This window comes from Pseudomonas sp. IT-P294 (genome assembly GCF_949767865.1).
Taxonomy (GTDB): Bacteria; Pseudomonadota; Gammaproteobacteria; order Pseudomonadales; family Pseudomonadaceae; genus Aquipseudomonas.
The window spans coordinates 250,230-269,039 of record NZ_CATKQW010000044.1 but is presented as its reverse complement, the minus strand read 5'-3'; the positions used below and the strand labels follow the sequence as shown (position 1 = coordinate 269,039).

Annotated in this window: 12 protein-coding genes; 7 read left to right on the top strand and 5 right to left on the bottom strand. The window is 59.1% G+C overall.

Features of this window, described 5'->3' with window-relative positions:
* Window positions 1–40: 40 nt before the first annotated feature.
* From ACM6I0_RS24010 to ACM6I0_RS24000, 3 genes are read left to right on the top strand one after another with little or no spacing between them, the layout of a single operon-like run.
* The gene (locus tag ACM6I0_RS24010) at window positions 41–1,000 is read left to right on the top strand and encodes a cytochrome-c peroxidase (protein ID WP_414923455.1); all 960 of its coding nucleotides are present in this window, start codon (window positions 41–43) and stop codon (window positions 998–1,000) included.
* A complete protein-coding gene (locus ACM6I0_RS24005; protein WP_414923454.1) occupies window positions 997–2,808 on the top strand; it encodes a DAHL domain-containing protein in 1,812 nt (603 codons plus the stop codon). Before ACM6I0_RS24010 ends, ACM6I0_RS24005 begins: the two co-directional genes overlap by 4 nt.
* A complete protein-coding gene (locus ACM6I0_RS24000) occupies window positions 2,805–4,211 on the top strand; it encodes an ATP-binding protein (protein WP_414923453.1) in 1,407 nt (468 codons plus the stop codon). Before ACM6I0_RS24005 ends, ACM6I0_RS24000 begins: the two co-directional genes overlap by 4 nt.
* 38 nt (window positions 4,212–4,249) lie before the next feature.
* Here the strand turns inward: ACM6I0_RS24000 and ACM6I0_RS23995 are convergent, their stop codons facing one another.
* Window positions 4,250–5,575: an APC family permease gene (locus tag ACM6I0_RS23995; RefSeq protein WP_414923452.1), complete on the bottom strand. Its 1,326-nt coding sequence runs from the start codon at window positions 5,573–5,575 to the stop codon at window positions 4,250–4,252.
* A gap of 223 nt (window positions 5,576–5,798) precedes the next feature.
* A complete protein-coding gene (locus tag ACM6I0_RS23990; RefSeq protein ID WP_414923451.1) occupies window positions 5,799–6,620 on the bottom strand; it encodes a carbon-nitrogen hydrolase family protein in 822 nt (273 codons plus the stop codon).
* A gap of 124 nt (window positions 6,621–6,744) precedes the next feature.
* Between ACM6I0_RS23990 and ACM6I0_RS23985 the strand changes: the two genes are divergently transcribed.
* Both ACM6I0_RS23985 and ACM6I0_RS23980 read left to right on the top strand, forming a co-directional pair.
* Complete coding sequence (locus ACM6I0_RS23985) at window positions 6,745–7,545, top strand: helix-turn-helix transcriptional regulator (protein WP_259153397.1); 801 nt, start codon at window positions 6,745–6,747, stop codon at window positions 7,543–7,545.
* Window positions 7,546–7,736: 191 nt separating this feature from the next.
* On the top strand, window positions 7,737–9,356 hold the full coding sequence (locus tag ACM6I0_RS23980; RefSeq protein ID WP_414923450.1) for an FMN-binding glutamate synthase family protein: 1,620 nt from the start codon (window positions 7,737–7,739) through the stop codon (window positions 9,354–9,356).
* Between the two features lie 53 nt (window positions 9,357–9,409).
* Here ACM6I0_RS23980 and ACM6I0_RS23975 read toward each other — a convergent pair whose 3' ends face one another.
* A complete protein-coding gene (locus ACM6I0_RS23975; protein WP_414923449.1) occupies window positions 9,410–9,784 on the bottom strand; it encodes a GtrA family protein in 375 nt (124 codons plus the stop codon).
* A gap of 127 nt (window positions 9,785–9,911) precedes the next feature.
* Complete coding sequence (locus ACM6I0_RS23970; protein ID WP_414923448.1) at window positions 9,912–11,417, bottom strand: glucosyltransferase domain-containing protein; 1,506 nt, start codon at window positions 11,415–11,417, stop codon at window positions 9,912–9,914.
* A gap of 248 nt (window positions 11,418–11,665) precedes the next feature.
* Between ACM6I0_RS23970 and ACM6I0_RS23965 the strand changes: the two genes are divergently transcribed.
* Window positions 11,666–12,790, top strand: a complete 1,125-nt coding sequence (locus ACM6I0_RS23965; protein WP_414923447.1) for an OpgC family protein — start codon at window positions 11,666–11,668, stop codon at window positions 12,788–12,790.
* Window positions 12,791–13,686: 896 nt separating this feature from the next.
* On the opposite strand, the gene ACM6I0_RS23960 is transcribed toward ACM6I0_RS23965, so the two are convergent.
* On the bottom strand, window positions 13,687–15,108 hold the full coding sequence (locus tag ACM6I0_RS23960) for an amino acid permease (RefSeq protein WP_414923446.1): 1,422 nt from the start codon (window positions 15,106–15,108) through the stop codon (window positions 13,687–13,689).
* Between the two features lie 522 nt (window positions 15,109–15,630).
* Here ACM6I0_RS23960 and ACM6I0_RS23955 point away from each other — a divergent pair.
* Complete coding sequence (locus ACM6I0_RS23955; protein WP_414923445.1) at window positions 15,631–18,747, top strand: transglycosylase domain-containing protein; 3,117 nt, start codon at window positions 15,631–15,633, stop codon at window positions 18,745–18,747.
* Window positions 18,748–18,810 lie beyond the last annotated feature (63 nt).

The following is an 18,810-nucleotide window of genomic DNA, read 5'->3' as shown; positions in this document are numbered from 1 at the left end:
TATGAAGCGACGCTTCGGCCATCCGCCAAGGAATCATAAGATGTCGCCATTGCTGTACTGCCTGCTGCTGGTGCCTTTGCTCGGACTCAGTGCGGGCGCGGTCTGCGAGCCGCTGAATGAACCACTCAAACCGCTGCCGGCCGCTCCAGAACAAAACCCGCAGCGCGTCGAACTGGGTCGCCAGTTGTTCAATGAGACCCGATTGTCGGTCAACAACAGCCTGTCCTGCGCCAGCTGTCATCACCTGGAAAACGGTGGCGCCGATGACAAGGCATTTTCCATTGGCTTCAACGGCCAGCCTGTGACAATCAACACCCCCAGCGTATTCAATGCCAGCCTGAACTTCCGACAGTTCTGGAACGGTCGCGCCGACACCCTGGAAACCCAGGTCCACACCGTGGTGCAAAGCCCCAGTGAGATGGGCAGCAACTGGGAACACGTGGTGCAGACCTTGTCGGCCGATCCGGCGTATCACCGCGCATTTGCCGACGCCTACCCGGACGGCGTGACCCAGCCCAATGTGCAAAATGCCCTGGCCGCCTACGAGCGCACGCTGCTCAGTGCCAACTCGCGTTTCGACCAATACCTGAAAGGCAATACCGACATCCTCACGATCGAAGAAAAATACGGTTACCAACGCTTCAAGGATTACGGCTGCATCACCTGCCATCAAGGCGTCAACATCGGCGGCAACATGTTCCAGAAGTTCGGCGTGATGGGTGATTACTTCAAGATGCGGGGTAACCCGACCGAAACCGACCTGGGGCGCTATCTGGTGACCAAGGACGAAGAGGACCGCAACGTGTTCAAGGTCCCAAGCCTGCGTAACGTCGCCGTGACCGCGCCGTACTTTCACGACGGCTCGGCCAAAACCCTCGAGGACGCCGTGGACGTGATGTTCACCTTTCAGCTGGGACGCATCCCCTCCGCAGACGACAAGGGCCTGATCATCCAGTTCCTCAAGACCCTGACCGGTGAATGGGAAGGCAAACCCTTATGAAAATGTCCCATCGCAGCAGCCTGGCACTCCTCGGCATCGCGGCGCTGTTACTGGCCTCGATGCTGTTGTTTCTGTACCTCAAATCCAGCTCGAACCAAACGCTGACCTACACCGAGTCCCGGTATCTGATTTCCCGGATGAAACAGCTGAACGCGCAATGGGAAACGGAAATCCTCAAGGCCCGGATAGACACCAACCACAACTACGATCCCCTGGTCACGCCGCTGACCGAGATGACTCAGTTGTGGGAGCGGTTCGACACGATGGAGTCCAGTCACGGCCGCAACGATTCCCCCCTCTGGCGCGCCAGCCATGATGCCTATCTGAGCGCTTTCGAGGAAAAGTCCCGGCTGGTGGAACAGTTCAAATCGCACAATGCCGTCTTGCGCAACTCCCTGGCGTTTCTGCCGACCGCCGAAGATGACATTCAGCAACCCCTTGCCCAGTTGCTGGACAGCGACAAACTGCAGCTGCAAAACATTGCCACCGACACCTATGACCTGCTGCTCAGCGGCCTGGAATTTGCCCAGGTCACCTCTGATGACAAAGCCGCCGACATCCTGGTGGGCCTGAACAAACTGAGCGTGAACAAGTTGAGCCTGCCGGAGGAGTTCCACCGTCCGATCGATATCCTGAGCAATCACGTCGCGCTGATCCTGCGGGAACAGCCGGTGGTCAACCGCTTGCTGGAAAACATCGAAGCCATTCCCGTGGCCGAACGGCTGGACGACATCACCGACCTGCTGAACAAGGATCAACAGCAGGCCGTCGCGATCGATCAGCGCTACCACTTCTACATGCTGGTGTTTTCCGTGCTGTTGGTGATGTTGCTGGTGTACATGGCGATTCACTTGATGCGCAGTTTCACGGTGATCAACCGCGTCAACAAAGCCCTGCAAACCGCCAATGACGACCTCGAACACCGGGTCGAAGAACGCACCCGCGAGCTCAAGGATACCCAGAGTGAACTGCTCGATACCGCACGCCTGGCTGGCATGGCCGAGATCGCTACCAATGTGTTGCACAACGTCGGCAACGTGCTCAACAGCGTGAACATCTCGGCAGACCTGGTCTCGCGCAAACTGCGCAGCAGCAAGGCTCAAGGTCTCGGCAAGGCGATGCAGCTGATCAACGCCTATCCTGGCGACATTGGCACGTTCCTGACCCAGGACGAGAAAGGCAAATTACTGCCCGGCTACCTGAACCAACTGGTCGAAGCCATTGCGCTCGAACAACACAGCATGACCGACGAACTCGCCCAACTGACCAAGAGCGTCGATCACATCAAGGACATTGTCGCCACCCAGCAGTCCTATGCCGGTGCCAACAACCTGACGGAACCGCTGCACATCAGCGAGTTGCTCGAAGACGCCCTGCGCATGAATTCCGGCGCCCTGACCCGGCACCATGTGACGGTGATCAAGGAGTACAACGACGTGCCGCAGGTCATGGGGGACAAGCATCGGTTGCTACTGATCCTGATCAACCTGATCAGCAACGCAAAATACGCCATGTCCGACCTCAGCAATCGCCCGCGACAAATGACACTGGGGGTGAAAATCGTTGAAGACGCGACCCTGCAGATCAGCGTCAAGGATGATGGCGAAGGCATCGCGCCGGAAAACATGACCCGAATCTTTGCTCACGGATTTACCACCCGCAAGGAAGGTCACGGCTTCGGCCTGCACAGTTGCGCCCTGGCGGCTATCGAGATGAACGGCCACCTCAGCGCGCACAGCGACGGGCCTGGAAAAGGTGCACTGTTCACCCTGCAGATCCCGCTGAAAACCGTTACGGAGCAGGCATGAACGAATCCTCGAACCGACGCATTCTGCTGATCGACGACACGCCGTCCATTCACGAGGACTTTCGCAAGATCCTCACGCCCGTGGCGGTGCAGCAAGTCGAACTGGACGAAATGGAAGCCGCGCTGTTTGGCATTGAAGTCAAAGCCGCGGGTACCCTGTTCGAACTGGACTCGGCTTACGGCGGCCAGGAAGGCCTGGAACTTCTCAACCAGGCCTTGCAGCAAAACCGCCCGTACGCCCTCGCCTTCGTCGACATGCGCATGCCCGAAGGCTGGGACGGCGCGCAGACCATCGAACACTTGTGGCGGCAAGACCCGCACCTGCAAGTGGTGGTGTGTACCGCGTATTCCGACTATTCCTGGGATGAACTGCTGGAGCGTCTACACGCACATGACCGCTTGCTGATCCTGAAAAAACCGTTCGACAACATCGAAGTCCAGCAGATGGCCAACACCCTGCTGACCAAGTGGGAAATGACTGAACGGGCCTCTGTGCAGATGAGCAATCTGGAGCACCTGGTTAACCTGCGCACGGCCGAGTTCAAAGAGGCCAGCGTGGCGTTGCAGCGAGAAATTGACGAGCGCAAACAGCTTGAATCGCAATTGGTGCAATCGGAAAAACTCGCCTCCCTCGGTCAGTTGGCGGCCGGCGTCGCCCATGAAATCAACAACCCCATCGGCTTTATTTCCTCCAACCTCGGCAGCCTCGAGGGTTACTTCAAGCAACTGCAGGCCATGCTCGATGCCTATCGCGATGCCGAAGAGGCGATTGGCTCAAGCGAGGTGCTCGAACGGCTTGGGCAATTACGCGAACGGGTCGAGCTGGAGTTTCTGCGCGAGGACATTCCGTTACTGATCAAGGAATCCAAGGACGGCATCAACCGCGTCGGGCAGATCGTCAAGGACCTGAAGGACTTCTCCCGCGTGGACTCGAATCAGGAATGGCAGTGGACCAATCTGCAACAGGGCATCGAATCGACCCTGAACATCGTCGCCAATGAACTCAAGTATAAGGCCGATGTGCTGAAGGAATATCAGGTGTTGCCCGACATCGAGTGCCTGCCGTCGCAAATCAATCAGGTGATCATGAACCTGATCGTCAACGCGTCGCAGGCAATGGGACCGCAACGCGGCACCATTACATTGCGTACCGGGGTTGAGGAGCAAAAGGTCTGGATCGAGGTGGCAGACACCGGCTCGGGTATCGCGCCGGACACCCTGCAAAAAATATTCGACCCCTTCTTCACCACCAAACCGGTGGGCCAAGGGACGGGGCTGGGCTTGTCCCTGTCCTATGGCATTGTGAAGAAGCACCGGGGGGATATCACAGTGCGTAGCGAGGTGGGTGCCGGGAGCACGTTCCGGGTCGAGTTGCCCATGCACCAGACAAAACCCGCCGCCTGAACACCGTCGCTCCCACAGGGTTATGCAGTGTCCGGAGGTCAGGTGGCTTCCTGGAAATCCATCTCCGGAGGCTGGCGGCGGAAACCACTGGTCAACACCGCCAGGTACACCACGCCAATCGCCAGCCAGCTCAAGCCCAGGTAAATCGCCAGGTGATCGAGGCTGACCATCAGCCACAAATCGGCGGCCAGGCCAATGAACGGGAACAACAGGAACAGCACGAACTCACGCAGCCCCTTCTTTTCACCGCCGATCCAGTAATGAAAGATCACCGACAGGTTCACCAGGCTGAAGGCCAGGAACGCGCCGAAGTTGATGAACGAGGTCGAGGTGGTGACGTCCAGTTTCAGCGCCAGCAACGCGACGACGGCGCACAACAGGATGCTGTTGACCGGGGTGCCGAAGCGCTCGTGCAACGTGCCGAAGAACGATTTCGGCAGCACACCGTCACGGCCCATGGCGAACAACAGACGCGAACCACTGGCCTGCGCCGACAGGCCCGAGGCGAACTGGCCGACGATCAGGCCAATCAGGAAGATCGTCACGAACAGGTCGCCACCGACGTTGCGGGCGATTTCATAGGCCGCCGAGTCGACGTTATCGAACTGGAACGAGGGATGCGCAATCTGCACGAAGTAGGAGACGCTGACGAAGATCAGCCCGCCGATCAGGGTAATCAGCATGATTGCTCGCGGGATGGTGCGGCGTGGGTCGCGGGTTTCTTCGGTCAGGGTGCTGACCGCGTCAAATCCAAGGAACGAGTAACAGGCGATGGCCGCACCGCTCATGATCAGCGGCATCTGCATGTCGCCGTTGAAGAACGGTTTGATCGACCACAACGGCGTGTTCGCATCGCCGCCGACGTAGTGAACGCACAGCGCGACGAAGGCGATCAGCACCAGGAACTGCACCAGCATCAGCAAGGCGTTGATGCCGTTGGCCAGTTTCAGGCCGACGATATTGATCGCACTGGTGATGCCGATAAATGCCAGCACCCAGATCCACTGCGGCACGGCCGGGAACGCGGAGTTGAGGTAGGCCGCACCGATCAGCCAGATTGCCATCGGCAGGAACAGGTAATCGAGCAGCACGGCCCACCCGGCGATAAATCCGAGTTTGGGGCTGATCGCTTTGCGCACATAACTGTAGGCGGAACCGGCGACGGGGAACGCCGACGCCATTCGGCCGTAGCTCATGGCCGTGAAAAACATCGCCACCAGCGCCGCCAGGTACGCGGCCGGCACCATGCCGGCGGTGGATTGAGCGAGGATGCCAAAAGTGCCGAGCACAATGATCGGCGTCATGTAGGCAATGCCGAACAGCACCACCGAACCCAATGACAGGGTGCGTTGCAAACGAGCCATGAGCGACTACTCCGAATTTATTAGATTTATGGCAGAGCCGAGTTCGGCGCTAAATTTCGGGTGTTTCGTTGTTGTTTTGGGTGATCGGTCAAACAGGTGTGTTGACTATTCGGGCCTCATCGCGAGCAAGCTCGCTCCCACATTGGATGTGTATCCACTGGAGACCACCTGTGGGAGCGAGCTTGCTCGCGATGGCGGCAGTCGAGCCGATAAAGTGTCTGGATCAGCGCGAAGGAATCAGCAACTCCCGAACGCCAGAAGTCTGCTCGACGATTTCCCCCGGCAACTTCAGCCGTTGATCATCCAGGTACCGATAGTCCTTACGTGCCGCTTCCAACTGGCTGAAATCCAGTTCAACCGCAAACTGCCCCTCCTCCCGTCCGGCTTCGAACAGCAACGTGCCCAGCGGGTCCACCAGCGCACTGCCACCGGCAAATACCAGCCCGTCGTCGCTGTCTTTCACACGGTTGACCATCAGCGCGAACGCCTGGTTTTCCTGGGCCCGGGCCATGATCGCGGTGCGGTGAGTCGGGCCGTAAGGGTCCATGTTGCCGTTGGTGACGATCAGCAGTTCAGCGCCCAGCTGCGCCAGGGCGCGGGCGGTTTCCGGGAATTCAATGTCGTAGCAAATCAGCAGGCCGACGCGCACGCCGTTCCACAGGCAGGTGGCGTAACGGTCACCGGCCTCGAACACGCCGCGATCCGAAGCCCACAGGTGCGTCTTGCGGTATTTCAGCGCGATGCCTTCGGGAGTAATCAGCAGCGTGGTGTTGTAGAAACGGCCGTTGTCGTTCTCGGCCATGCCAATCACCACCGCGATGTTGCGTTCGCGGGCAGCCGCCACAATGGCACTGACGGTAGGCCCGTTGAGCGGTTCGGCGGTCTGGTCCACGGTGGCGGCGGTGGGAAAGCCCATCAGGTGGGTTTCCGGGAAGACGATCAGTTGTGTGTCGCCAGCGCAGGCAGCAATCGCCGCCAAGGCGCGTTCGAGGTTGTACGCAGTGCCGTTGTCACGGCCCGCCAACTGGGCGAGTTCGACTTTCATGGGGAGTCCTTGTGATGGGCCGGGCGGCAGAAAGATTGCCCGGTCTGTGTCTGTGCGCCAGTATGCGCAGCAAGCAGCGGGCCGGGGAATCACGCCGCTGGGGTAACCCGATAGGGGTAGAGGCATGACACTTTCGTTAGACGACATCGCTTGGCACCGCTCGGTCGGACAACTGATCGACGCGCTGGACAAGCCCAATTTCTGGACGCAACTGGTGCGCCTGCTGGATCAGTACGTGACCTTCGACAGCTGGGTGGCCCTGCTTTTCAGCGCCGACCAGCACCCGCAAGTGTTCGCCGAATGCCCCGGACTGGACGGCAGCCCGGATCAGCTCTTCCAGGATTACCTGCGCGGCCTGTACTTGCTGGATCCGTTCTACATCGCCTGCCGTGAGCAATCGCGCACCGGCCTCTATCGGTTGTCGGAAGTGGCGCCGGAGCACTTCGAGCTGACCGAGTATTACCAGCGCTACTTTCGTCTGAATGTGGTGGCCGATGAAATCCAGTTCAATTGCCAGCTCGAAGGCGACCGCACCCTGTGCCTGTCATTGGGCAGCCAGCAGCGTTTCAGTGGTCAGCAGATTGCCTTGTTGTCGCTGATCCAGCCTTGGGTGCTGGGCCTTTTGCGCCAACGCCTGCCCTACGAAATCAACGAAGTCGTGGCCCTTGCGCCCACCCCGCCGCAGGGTGACTGGCGGGTGCAACTGGAGGCTTCGGTGCAGCAACTCAAAGGCGCGCAATTGACTGCGCGCGAACTGGACGTCGGCCGTTTGATGCTCAGCGGTTGCTCCAGTAAAGAAATCGCCCGTAAGCTGGAAATCTCTGTAGAAACCGTGAAAGTCCATAAGAAACACATGTACAGCAAGTTGGGGATCAAATCCCAGTCCGAGCTGTTTTCGATTTTTCTCCAGGCGCAGAATGCCTGATTAGACAGTGCATTGCTTTTCTGTGGGAGCGAGCTTGCTCCGGGCGGCGTTCCGACGATCGCGGTCTTTCATTCAGCATTGATGTCGACTGAACCACCGCAATCGCGAGCAGGCTCACTCCTACAAGGATCTGTGTTTGTATCCATGCCTCTGTGCGTTGAAATTATTGAGTCCGAACCCAAGGAAACCGTATGAGCCTGTCACTCCTGAGCCGCTACGCCTTCTTTGCCGCTTGCGTGATCTTCACCCTCGCCAGCCTGCCTTTTCTGCAACACGACTGGCTCTGGCCGATCACCGCCGTCACGGGCGTGCTCAGCCTGATCGGTATTTTCGACCTGCTGCAAAGCCCCCACGCGGTGCGCCGCAACTACCCGATCCTGGGCAACATTCGCTACCTGGTGGAGGGCATTCGCCCGGAAATCCGCCAATACCTGCTCGAATCCGACAGCGACGCCCTGCCCTTCTCCCGGTCCCAGCGCTCGCTGGTCTATTCACGAGCCAAAAATGAAACCGCCGACAAACCGTTCGGCACGCTGATCGATGTTTATCAATCGGGTTTCGAATTCATTGGCCACTCCATGCGTCCGGCACCGTTGAGCGACCCGAGCGGTTTCCGGGTCATCGTCGGCGGCCCGCAGTGCACCCAGCCGTACTCGGCGTCGGTGTTCAACATCTCGGCGATGAGCTTCGGCTCGCTCAGCGCCAACGCCATTCGCGCGTTGAACCAGGGCGCCAAACTCGGCAACTTCGCCCACGACACGGGTGAAGGCAGCATCAGCGCCTATCACCGGGAAAACGGCGGCGACCTGACCTGGGAATTGGGCAGCGGCTATTTCGGCTGCCGCACCGCAGACGGACGCTTCGACCCGGAACGCTTCGCCGCCCAGGCGCAGACGCCGCAAGTGCGGATGATCGAAATCAAGATGAGCCAAGGTGCCAAACCCGGTCACGGCGGCATCCTGCCCAAGCACAAGGTCACCAAGGAAATCGCCGAAACCCGCGGCATTCTGATGGGCGAAGATTGCATCTCACCGTCGCGCCACAGCGCGTTTTCCACGCCGATCGAACTGATGCATTTCATCCAGCAATTGCGTGAGCTGTCCGGTGGAAAACCGGTGGGCTTCAAATTCTGCCTCGGCCACCCGTGGGAATTCATGGGCATCGCCAAGGCCATGCTGGAAACCGGCATCCTCCCGGACTTCATCGTGGTCGACGGCAAGGAAGGCGGCACCGGCGCCGCCCCGGTGGAATTCACCGACCACATCGGCGTACCGATGCGCGAAGGCTTGTTGTTCGTGCACAACACCCTGGTGGGCCTGAACCTGCGCGACAAAATCAAACTGGGCGCCAGCGGCAAAATCGTCAGCGCCTTCGACATCGCCAGCGTGCTAGCCATCGGCGCCGATTGGGCCAACTCGGCACGCGGCTTCATGTTCGCCATCGGCTGCATCCAGTCGCAAAGCTGCCACACCAACAAATGCCCGACCGGTGTCGCCACACAGGACGCCTTGCGCCAACGCGCTTTGGTAGTTCCGGACAAGGCACAGCGTGTCTTCAACTTCCACCGCAACACGCTCAAGGCCCTGGCGGAAATGCTCGCGGCGGCCGGGCTCGATCACCCGTCACAGTTGTCGGCCAAGCATCTGGTGCGACGCATGTCGGCGACCGAGATCAAGTTGTTCTCGCAGTTGCATGTGTTCTTGAAGCCGGGGGAATTGCTCACTGGGGAAGTGAACGGCGAGTTCTACTCGCGGATGTGGCAGATGGCGCGGGCGGATAGTTTTGAGCCGAATGAGGTGGTTGCTGCTTAACGTTTGTTCGACACGCCAGCCTCAAGGAGGGGGCTGGCATCGACGAGCCCCCTTCATTCTTCCTGTTCCTTGAACAGGATCAACCTCGAAAAGAACATCCCGCAGATCAGGCTCAACAACGAGAACGACCCAACGGTCACCCACCCATCGAGTTTCCAGACATCGGCAAAATGTCCAACAACGAAACTCATTGCCCCCATAAAGCACACATACGCCAGATAACAACGTACCGACGTCCCGTCTTCAAACGTATACAGCGCATGCACATAAAAAGAGAACAACGCCGCCACGCAAAACGCCGCCAGGTTACTGGCCGCCTGACTGAGTTGGGCCGCGGTGACGAGTACGTAAAATAGTTGCCAATGAATCAGCGTATTGGCGACGCCAATTGCCGCAAAAGTGGAAAACGCTTTCCATAAAGCTTTCATGTCCGATCCTTGGCCTATTGCTGTTTCTGGGGTGTTTCAAACCTAAAGTCAGGGCCGATGGGCGTCTACTGTCAGAAATAACAGATAGCGCCCCCATCCCGACCAACGGTCATGCCGATGATTTCACTCACCACAGAAGCGCTTTAACCGGAACCGGCTCTTTCATGACAATGAAGCCGTAATCCCCCAGCAGATAAATGCGATAGAACAGCGTGTCCACCAGCGGCGGATAACCCAGGTAGCCGACCCGCGTGGCATTGCGTCGTTCGTTTTCCCGGACCACGTTGGTGATGCCGGTTTTCGGCAGGTTTTCGGCGAGCATGTAGAAGTCGTTGTTCAACAAATAGTGCAACACCGGCATCTGCTTGAACGTCCCGGCAGCTGACACCAGCCAGTGGTCGGAGTACGTCACCGACAGGTAGATACGCTTGGCTTGGCGCAATGCCGGGCGGGAGGCGATGTCGGCACTCAGGGCAAACAGCGCCTGAGTCGCGAAGGTTTTTTGCTGCGTCAGTACCCGTCCGTAAGCGAAGGACAGCGAGAGCATTGCCAGCAAGGGGACCAGCAACAACAGCGGCAGTTTTCCGTGTGCCGGCGCAAGCGCCAGATGGCTGAGGTAAAACAGCAGCACCAGCACCACAGCAAAGCCCATCAACGTTCGGGCGCCTTCGTTGAAGTCGCGGAAAAACAAGGTTGCGCCCGGCACCAGCAACATCAGCATGGGCAGAAGTAACAGACACAGCAGGCCGATCACGCTTTTCTTCAGGCCAGTGTCGGGTCGCTCCATCACGTGCTGACCCACACGCACGGCACCCGCAATGGCGCACAACAACAATCCGGCGAACACCCAGGCCAACCCGCCATGAAACAGCAGCACGACTTTTTCCAGGACCCGCCCCGCATTCACCTCAATTTGCAGCAGCGGTGCCGCCGCCCCGTTCAAAAAACCGGTTCGGTTCTGAGTCATGTAGGAATAGGCCGTGGCGTAGTAGATCAACCAGGCCAGCACCGTCTGCGCGACTTTCCAGCCAATCATTGCGCGCCACGCCGGCCAGGGTAATTTGTCGTTGGCGCCGCGCAGCAACTCCAGACAACAGAGCCCGAGAAACACATTGATACTGACCTGATACAAGCCAGCGGCCAACGCGATCAGCACGGCCGGTACGACCAGTCGCCGGACGGGTGAAGCGCTTCGATAGGTGATCGCGTAAATCACTGCAACAACGCTCAGCGCCATGGTCGGCCCGTCATATTGATAGGACAGGTTCTGCAGAAAAAACGGGGTGTACCAAAGTGGCAACACCACCAGGCAATGGGCAAGCGTCGGTTCAGGGAAGTAGTGGAACGTCAGGCGGGTCAACGCCGCACTCATGGCCAGCGTAACGACCAACAGGGGCAGCGGGAAGATATTGGGCGCGGCACCGCTGAATGTCAGGACGTTGTAGAACCATTGCGCGAACAGACGCCCCTCGCCCGCCCAGCCTGTGCCCGCGGCCAGGGTGCGCCAGTTGTCGTCGATATAGGGAAAGTCCGCGAGGATCAAAGGGAGGATGTAAATCAGCGTCGCAAAAAGAAACAACAGCCAGACCTGACGGCCGGTGAGCTCTTTGTCGAGCCATTCGCTGATCTTCATTCCGGCGCCTCTGGAGGAATTCCGCCTTCAATCGGTAGAGCTTTGAACTCCGACGTTACTCAGAGATTGCAGGTACGTATGGCTTTTAGACTAGCGGTTGTCCCATGACGATGCTCAGAGACATTCCGTAATATCCACGCTTTGCAATTGCCGGCGAATCCCTGCACCCTGCGCGCCGCCAATGTGCGGCGCGTCACCTTTTCAGCGCCGACCGTTTCTACTTCAAAACCGTTCAAGAGCCCGTAACCATGACGACTGAACGCGATCACCGAATCGACTTTTTCCGGGGCCTGGCGCTGATCTTCATTTTCTGGGATCACGTGCCCCACAACCCGCTGGGTCAAATCACCCTGCGTAATTTCGGCTTCAGCGATGCTGCGGAAATTTTCGTTTTTCTCGCCGGTTATGCGGCCGTCCTGGCCTACGGCAAGATCCTGGCGCGCGACGGATTTCTGATTGCCTGCGTGAAAATCCTGCGCCGCGCCTGGGTGTTGTATGTGGTGCATATTTTCCTGCTGGCGATGCTGATGGGCATTGTGTTCTTCGCCAACAGCCACGTGGAAACCCGCGACCTGGTCGAGGAAATGGGCCTGCATCACTTCATCACCAACCCGCAGCAAGCGTTGACGGATGAGTTGCTGTTGCGCTTCAAACCTAACCTGATGGACCCGTTGCCGCTGTACATCGTGCTGCTGGCCGGGTTACCGCTGGTGCTGCCGATGCTGGTGCGCAAGGCCTGGGCGGTGGTTGCGGTGTCGTTGACGGTGTACCTGCTGGCGCCGTCGTTTGGCTGGAACCTGGCGGCGATCAAGGACGGTGTGTGGTATTTCAATCCGGTCACGTGGCAATTGCTGTTTGTGCTTGGCGGTGCCGCGGCGATTCACGGGCAGCGGCCACGGCCGGTCGACATTCGTCCGCTGCTGCGCCGGCCGTTGTTTGTCAGCGCGGCGGTGTATGTGGTGGTGACGGGTGTGATTACTGTCTTGTGGCGTTGGCCGCACATCCACGATGCGCTGATGCCGGCCAGTCTGAGTAATCTGCTGTACCCGATCAGCAAGACGGATCTGTCGCCCGTGCGGCTTTTGCATTTTCTGGCGTTGGCGTATGTGGCGGCGAAGCTGTTGCCGGACAGGGGCTGGACGCGCAACTGGCTGGCGCAGCAATGCTGTCGGATGGGGCGCTATTCGCTGGAGGTGTTTTGCCTCGGTGTGTTGCTGGCGCCATTGGCGGATATGGTCAATGCCATGACTGATGATGCCTTTGCCATGCAGGTTTTCACTGCGTTGGTGGGGGCTGGGTTGATGGGGTTGTTGGGGGGGTGGCTGGAGTTCAATAAGCGGTTGAATCGGGTGCCTTATGTTGCGGCGGTTTGAAGCGGAAAGGCTTTGGGGGTTGGGGGCATATCCGTTTCTGCGGTAACGGCGGCTTAGGGTTCCGCCCTGACGGCGGGTCACTTTCGAAAAGCGCGAAAGTAACCAAAGCGCTTTGCCCCTGACGTTCGGTGCCTCGCCAAGGCTCGGCATGCCCTCGCTCCGGTCCTGCTCCGTGGGCCCGCCGCCATCGGCCATCCATGGCCGGGGGCGGCTACCGCGGCATCCTTGCCGCGGTGCCCACTGCGCAGAACCTCCACTCGGCCTCTCGAGGGGGCGTGTACCGCAAAAGCCAAAGCGAGGCGGCCTACGGGCCGACCTGTTTGCTCAACGCTTGCGCGTAGTGATGATCGTTCCCACGCTCCGCGTGGGAATGCATCCCGTGACGCTCCGCGTCACCCTTGCGTAAGACTCAAGCCTGGTGTCGACAGCGGAACGCGGAGCGTCCCCGGCGGCATTCCCACGCGGAGCATGGGAACGATCAACAGCAACAGCAACAGCATCGCGAGCAAGCTCACTCCCACATAAAGCAGAGCAGATAGGCGCACCGCTTTTGCTTCTCACCACTCATCAGGTCGAGCGTTAGCTCGCCTTCAGCTTTTGATCTTGATCTTGATCTGCCCCGTCGGAAGGCCGAACGCAGGTTCTGCGCAGTGGGCAACCCGGCATGGATGGCCGATGGCGGCGGGCCCACGGAGCAGGACCGGAGTGAGGGAATGCCGAGCCTAGGCGAGGCACCGTACGTCAGGGGCGCAAGCGCTTGGTTACTTGGCGCTTTTCCAAGTAACCCGCCGTCAGGGCGGAACCAATAGCCGCCGTTACCCAAGTAATGGATATGCCCCCACCCGCCCGACCAGCAATCAATCAAGCAATCAAGCAAGCAAACCAATCACCAAAACTTAAGAAGCCGACCCCACCGCCCCTTGAGACACATTCGTCGGCTGCAACTTGAACACATAGAACAACACCGTCAGCAGCACCAGAAACGCCGGCCCGACATACAACGCCACGCGGGTATCCGGGAAGTACGCCATCAACCCCACCACCAACACCAAAAATGCCAGCGCCAGGTACGAACTGACCGGGTACAACCACATACGGTATTTCAAACCCGCACGCTCACTGGCGCTCAGGCCTTTGCGGAACTTCAGCTGAGCCAGCAAAATCATCACCCAGGTCCAGATCGCGCCGAAAGTGGCAATCGCGGTCACCCAGACAAACACCTTCTCTGGCACCAGATAGTTCAGCAGCACACCCAGCAACAACGCACCCATCGACAGCAGCAGTGCGCGACGCGGCACGCCGTTGCTCGAGGTCTTGGCGAAACCGGCCGGGGCCTGGCCGTTCTGCGCCAGACTGTAGAGCATGCGCCCGGTGCTGAAGATGCCACCGTTGCAGGACGACAGCGCCGCAGTGATCACCACGAAGTTGATGATACCGGCGGCCGTCTTGATGCCCAGACGCTCGAACGTCATCACGAACGGACTGCCCTGGGTGCCGATTTCGTTCCACGGATAGATCGACAGAATCACGAACAACGCGCCGACGTAGAACAGCAGAATCCGCCAGAACACCGAGCCGATTGCGTTGGGAATAGTCTTCTGCGGGTTCTTCGCTTCACCGGCAGTCAGGCCGATCATCTCGACCCCGAGGTAGGCGAACATCACCATTTGCAAGGACATCAACACGCCTTGCACGCCGTTAGGCATGAAGCCGCCATGGGCCCAGAGATTGGAAATCCCCAAGGCCACGCCATCGTTACCGAAGCCGAAAGCAATCACGCCGATGCCGCCGATCACCATCGCGATGATGGTGACGATCTTGATCAAGGCGAACCAGAACTCGAACTCACCGAAGGCCTTGACCGCGATCAGGTTGATGGTGCCCATGCTGACCAACGCCGACAGCGCCCAGATCCAGCGCGGCACATCAGGAAACCAGACGCCCATGTACACCGCCACCGCGGTGATTTCCGCGACGCACGTCACCAGCCACAAGAACCAGTAATTCCAGCCAGTCAGAAAGCCGGCCAACGGCCCAAGGTAGTCTTGAGCGTAACGGCTGAAGGAGCCCGCCACCGGATTGTGCACAGCCATTTCGCCCAGGGCGCGCATGATCACCAGGATCGCCAGACCGCCGATGATGTAGGACAGCATGATGGCCGGGCCGGCCATTTCGATGGCCTTGGCCGAACCGAGGAACAGGCCGACGCCGATACAGGCACCCAGTGCCATCAAGCGAATATGCCGTTCGCCGAGTTCGCGTTTAAGCGGGCCGCCCTGAGCGGTCTCGCCGTGGGGCAGATGATTGCCAACTGGCATGGGGTACAACCTCGTCTTGTTATTGGATATGACCACCGAGTGTCCAAGCGCTGACCGGTAAGCCAGTGCTTGTGAAAAACCGGGCCTGCTTCGTGGGCAGAACCGTCCTGTAGGACAAAACCTCCAGGATCAGCGGGGCGTGCAGTATAAAAAGCTTAAGGCAGGAGTTTTCACTCTATAAACCACAACATTCAGCCAGAACTCTCGGGAAAAGCGCGGTTTACGGAGGGGCATTACCTGGTTTTTCCGCGTTTGCTCGGGGCTGAAACGGCGTCGAGTATTGCACAACAATGGTGCATCGTCATGCCCATGCGCAGAGGGAATTTACGCTGCGAAGGCTCTACAACAAGCCTCTTCACCCATTACCCCGCTTTTGCCCTATAACCGCCACCGGCAGCTATAGGAATGACTGTGGATCCAGAAAAATTCACGCCATCACGGTCCACAATTTTTTCACCATCGCCAACCACCGTCTAAGCTTCAGACAAGTCCGATCAATCTGCGTGAATGGATCAATCGACTATGGGCGCTTTGTGGCAAACCGATACGAGTAAAACTGTGGTCCCGACTGAGCGTGTGGATGAAGCGCCTATACCTGAAAAACCGCCTCGCAGTCGCATCAAACACGGCTGGGGTGCGTTCTGGTTGCTGCTGTTGATTATCCTGTTGGTGCTGGGCCTCGCTGCCGCCAAGGAAATGCGCACGTCCAGTTTTCAATCCCGGGAGGTCAGCAAGTTTGCCGCGTCCCTGAGCTACGATTTGCAACCCGGTCCCAGCAATGCCATTCGCTATCCCGGCGCGGGTCCATTCGACCTGCGTCTGGGCTACAGCTCTCTGGGTGAGTTCCTGCCACGCTTAATCAAACGCAACTACGTCGTGGCGTCACAGACCCGCTTTTCGCAAAAACTGATGGACTACACCGACAGGGGGCTTTTCGTCCCCTACGCGGAGAAAATACAGGCGGGCCTGTCAATTACCGATTGCCGGGCGGAACCGCTTTACCAGTACAAATACCCACAACAGCTGTATTCAAGCTTTGAGGCCATCCCGCCCGTGGTGGTCAACAGTCTGTTGTTTATTGAAAACCGCTTTTTGCTCGACCCTCGCCAGCCAATGGCCAACCCGGCGGTGGACTGGCCGCGATTCGGCATGGCGATCTGGTCTCAGATCGCCAAGCTGATCCACCTGCCAGGGCAGTCGGCGGGCGGCAGTACGCTGGCGACGCAGCTTGAGAAATACCGGCACTCGCCCGATGGCCTGACCGTATCGGGCGCGGAAAAGATCCGGCAGATGATTTCCGCCACCGTGCGGGCTTATCAATCCGGCCCCGAAACCCTGCAAGTCCGGCAAAATGTGGTGCGCGACTACCTCAACAGCGTGCCGCTGTCGGCGGTACCGGGCCACGGTGAAGTGCACGGCATGGCCGAAGGCTTGCGCGTCTGGTACGGCGCCGATTTCAACGCGGCCAACGAACGACTGAACAGCAACGCCACGGATCCCAAGACCATGGCCGAAAAAGGCCTGGCACTGCGCGAGATGCTGTCGTTGATGATCGCCCAGCGCCGCCCTTCCCATTACCTGACCAAGGGTCGTGATGAACTGGCTGACCTCACTGACAGCCATATCCGTCTGCTGGCACAAAACGGCGTGATCGATGCACCGTTCGCCGCCGCAGCACTGGCCAGTAAAGTGACGTATCGCGACTGGCAAACCCAGCCCACCATCCAGCCCATCGAAACCAACAAAGGCATCAGCGTGGCGCGCAGCCGTCTGGGCGGCTTGCTCAACCGTCCGCTGTACGACCTCGACCGCCTCGACTTGTCCGCCACCAGCACCCTGCAGGGCGACCTGCAATCGAAGGCCACCGAATACCTCAAGCACCTGGCGGACCCGGCGTTTGCAACGCAGATCGGCTTGATGGGTGAACGCTTGCTCACCCCCACCAGCACCACCCAGGTGCGCTACAGCTTCACGCTGTTCGAATTGACCCCGGACGGTGCCCGGGTGCGGGTGCAGACCGACAGCACCGATCAGCCGTTCGATATCAACGAAGGCAGCAAGCTGGAGCTGGGCTCCACCGCGAAAATGCGCGTGCTCACCACCTACCTGCAAATCATGGCCGAGCTGCACGACAAATACGCCGGCATGACGGTTCCGGAATTGAAGAAAGTCAACGTCCCGGAACAGGATCGCCTGAGCCGCTGGGCCGTCGATTACCTGATCCAGAACAAGGACCGCAACCTGCCGGCGATGCTTGGCGCCGCGCTGGATCGCAAATACTCGGCCAACCCCGGCGAAGCGTTTTTCACCGGTGGCGGGCTGCACGTGTTCCATAACTTCCGCAAGGAAGACAACGGCCGCATGCCGAGCCTGCGCGATGCCCTGCGCGAATCGATCAACCTGCCGTTCATTCGGTTGATGCGTGACCTGGTGCGCTACGCCACCTACTCGGGTCCCAACAACAGCGCCGAATTGCTCGGAGACGACCGCGACCCTCGGCGTCAGGAATACCTCGCCGATTTCGCCGACCGCGAAGGCACATCGTTCCTGCTGAAGTTCTGGAAGAAGTACAAAAACAAGGACACCCAGGCACGACTCGACACCTTCCTCGACAGCATGCGCCCGACCCCGATTCGCATGGCGGCGGTGCACCGTTATCTGCTGCCGCAGGCCAGTCAGGAAAGCTTCAACACCTTCGTGCGCTCGCACCTCAAAGGCGCCAAGCTCACTGAAAAACTCACCGACGAGCGCCTGCAACGCCTCTACGAAAATTACAGCCCCGGCGCCTATGACCTGCCGGACCAGGGCTTTATCGCCAAGGTTCACCCGCTGGACCTGTGGCTGATGGGCTATCTGTTGAACAACCCGGATGCCAAGTGGAGCCAGATCGTCAAAGCCAGCCAGTTCGAACGCCAGGAAGTGTATAGCTGGCTGTTCAAGAGCCGTCACAAAGGCGCCCGCGACAGCCGCATTCGCACCATGCTGGAGATCGAGGCGTTTCTCGATATTCATCAACGCTGGCAGAAAGTCGGCTATCCGTTCGATCACCTGGTGCCATCGCTGGCCACCGCCATCGGCAGCTCCGGCGACCGTCCCGCAGCGCTGGGCGAGCTGATCGGCACCATCCTCAACGATGGCGTGCGCATGCCGACCCTACGTATCGACACCCTGCACTTCGCCGCCAACACACCGTATGAAACCAAGCTGATCAACGACCCGGATGTCGGCAAACGGGTGATGCCTTCCGAAGTGGCGGCGGCGATGCGTGAAGCCTTGTCGCAGGTGGTGGATGCCGGTACAGCCAAACGTGTTTCCGGCAGTTTCGTGAGCCCCGATGGCAAACCACTGGCCATGGGCGGCAAGACCGGGACCGGCGACAACCGCATCGAGGCCATTGGTTCGGGCGGACGGATTCTCAGTTCGAAGTCGATCAACCGCACGGCGACCTTCGTGTTCTACATCGGCGACAACCATTTCGGCACCCTGACAGCCTTTGTTCCCGGGCGCTCCGCCGAAGCCTTCAAATTCACCTCGGCGTTGCCGGTGCAAGTGCTCAAGGGCATGGCGCCGATCCTGACACCGTACCTGCAGCCAGGGAGTCACACAGGATGCCTGCCTGTTGAAGTTGCCCGACGTTAATAGGGGCGGTAATTAATTATTTTCGGCATTGATAATCTCAATGCGTCGACACGTACCCAGCGG

Excerpts from the sequence above, each read along its gene's own strand:
- ACM6I0_RS24010 (WP_414923455.1), top strand. The coding sequence starts at position 41 with ATGTCGCCATTGCTGTACTGCCTGCTGCTGGTGCCTTTGCTCGGACTC.
- ACM6I0_RS24005 (WP_414923454.1), top strand. The coding sequence starts at position 997 with ATGAAAATGTCCCATCGCAGCAGCCTGGCACTCCTCGGCATCGCGGCG.
- ACM6I0_RS24000 (WP_414923453.1), top strand. The coding sequence starts at position 2,805 with ATGAACGAATCCTCGAACCGACGCATTCTGCTGATCGACGACACGCCG.
- ACM6I0_RS23995 (WP_414923452.1), bottom strand. The coding sequence starts at position 5,575 with ATGGCTCGTTTGCAACGCACCCTGTCATTGGGTTCGGTGGTGCTGTTC.
- ACM6I0_RS23990 (WP_414923451.1), bottom strand. The coding sequence starts at position 6,620 with ATGAAAGTCGAACTCGCCCAGTTGGCGGGCCGTGACAACGGCACTGCG.
- ACM6I0_RS23985 (WP_259153397.1), top strand. The coding sequence starts at position 6,745 with ATGACACTTTCGTTAGACGACATCGCTTGGCACCGCTCGGTCGGACAA.
- ACM6I0_RS23980 (WP_414923450.1), top strand. The coding sequence starts at position 7,737 with ATGAGCCTGTCACTCCTGAGCCGCTACGCCTTCTTTGCCGCTTGCGTG.
- ACM6I0_RS23975 (WP_414923449.1), bottom strand. The coding sequence starts at position 9,784 with ATGAAAGCTTTATGGAAAGCGTTTTCCACTTTTGCGGCAATTGGCGTC.
- ACM6I0_RS23970 (WP_414923448.1), bottom strand. The coding sequence starts at position 11,417 with ATGAAGATCAGCGAATGGCTCGACAAAGAGCTCACCGGCCGTCAGGTC.
- ACM6I0_RS23965 (WP_414923447.1), top strand. The coding sequence starts at position 11,666 with ATGACGACTGAACGCGATCACCGAATCGACTTTTTCCGGGGCCTGGCG.
- ACM6I0_RS23960 (WP_414923446.1), bottom strand. The coding sequence starts at position 15,108 with ATGCCAGTTGGCAATCATCTGCCCCACGGCGAGACCGCTCAGGGCGGC.
- ACM6I0_RS23955 (WP_414923445.1), top strand. The coding sequence starts at position 15,631 with ATGGGCGCTTTGTGGCAAACCGATACGAGTAAAACTGTGGTCCCGACT.